This is a genomic window from Phytoactinopolyspora endophytica, assembly GCF_004138495.1.
In the GTDB taxonomy this organism is placed as follows: domain Bacteria; phylum Actinomycetota; class Actinomycetes; order Jiangellales; family Jiangellaceae; genus Phytoactinopolyspora; species Phytoactinopolyspora endophytica.
The window spans coordinates 1,215-2,872 of sequence record NZ_ML142892.1; the positions used below are offsets into that span (position 1 = coordinate 1,215).

Annotated in this window: 1 protein-coding gene; it reads right to left on the bottom strand. The window is 69.9% G+C overall.

What is annotated here, in order from left to right; all coding sequences use genetic code 11:
* The coding region (locus tag ELR45_RS34105) for an NB-ARC domain-containing protein (RefSeq protein WP_240760347.1) at window positions 1-1,613 on the bottom strand (1,613 nt) is incomplete at its 3' end.
* Window positions 1,614-1,658 lie beyond the last annotated feature (45 nt).

The following is a 1,658-nucleotide window of genomic DNA, read 5'->3' on the forward strand; positions in this document are numbered from 1 at the left end:
CTCAGAATCAGACCGTCGCCGGCTTTCTCGGCCTGCTCGGCGGCGGCATGGTAGGCAGTCGACGCCTGACGGATGTCGACCCGGTACAGAACCGTGCCAAGAGAGCTGAGAGAGCGCGCCAGCGCGAGCGCGTCGTCCGCCGTGCGGGCGGCCTGGACGGCTTTCTCCGATATCGCGATGGCGTCGGCTACATAGCCGAGGTCGGACATGATCGTGCCATGGCCGAGCGCGAGGTGCCACGACCAGTCGATGGCCACCAGTTCGCCGGCCGCGTCCACCGCGGCCAGGATGTTCCGACGTTCTGCCTTCGACCAAGCCACGGCCTCGTGATGATCGCTGAAATGCGGCGACGAGACTCCGTCGGGCAGCTTTGGCGCGGGGAGCTTGCGCCGGGTCGGACGGAGTACGTCGCTGGCGGCGGTTTTGCCGAGGTAGTACCAGGCCATGAGCCGTTCACCGGCATTCGCGCGGTCGGCACCGTCCTCCTCCGTCGAGGCGCGGTAGCGGGCGTAGTCACGGAGGAGGTCGTGGAAGCGATAGCGCCCGTCGGAGTGCTCCTCGACCAGGTGAGCGGAGGCGAGCCGGGCTAGATGTTCACGCACGTCGCGGAGGGGCTCACCACTCAAAGCGGCGGCCGCGTCGATGGTGAAGTCCGGTCCGGGCACCAGGCCCAGCAGGCGGAACAGCCGTCGCGGGCCTTCGTCGAGGCGCTGGTAGGACAGGTCGAATGCGGCCGCGACCGCGGATTGGTCGTCGCCTTCGATCTCCAGCGCGTTCAACGGGCTCTCGCGAAGATCGGACAGGTACTCGGCCAGCGGCCGGTCCGGCTGGTCGACCAGGTGCGCGGCGGCGATCCGCAGCGCGAGCGGCAACCGTGCGCATGCCCGTACCAAGGCGGCCACCTGACCCGATTCCGCCGACGCCCGCTCTCGGCCAAGGAGGCTGTCCAGCAGCCTGCGCGCCTCGTCGTCGGAGAGCGTGTCAAGCCGCAGCGGGTGCGCGCCTTCCTTGGCGATGAGCCCGAGCAGCCGGTCTCGGCTCGTGACCATTGCCAGGCATCCGGGGGATGCGGGCAGCAGCGGGCGCACCTGGCGGGCCGATGCGGCGTTGTCGAGCAGCACGAGGACCTTCCGCCCGGCCAGCATTGACCGGTACGCGGCCGCGGCCGGCTCGGCCTCGACCGGGATCCGGCGTGGGTCGGCACCGAGCCCGATCAGTAGCTGGGAGAGGGCTTCGATCGGTTCGAGCGCGGGAGCCGCGGCGTGACCGCGCAGGTCGATGTAGAGCTGCCCATCCGGAAACCGGTCGGCGACGGTGTACGCGTACTGGCCGGCAAGGCTCGTCTTGCCTACGCCCGCCGTGCCCGAGACCACCACGATGCTGGCGCCGTCGTTGGCGCATGCCTTCTCGATCTCCGCGAGCTCCGCGGCACGGCCGACGAACACGCCCGAACCAGTGGGGAGCTGCATGGGTGGGACCGGATCGTGCCGCCCGGGCACCAGGCTGGCCGGCTCGTCCGTAGCGTTCTCGCCGACAGCGGGTCGCTCCGCCAGGATCTGTTCGTACAGTTCGCGCAGCTGCACACCCGGCTCGGTCCGCAAACTCTCCGCCAACCGACGACGCAACTGCCGATACGTCGTCAACGCCCTCGCACGCCG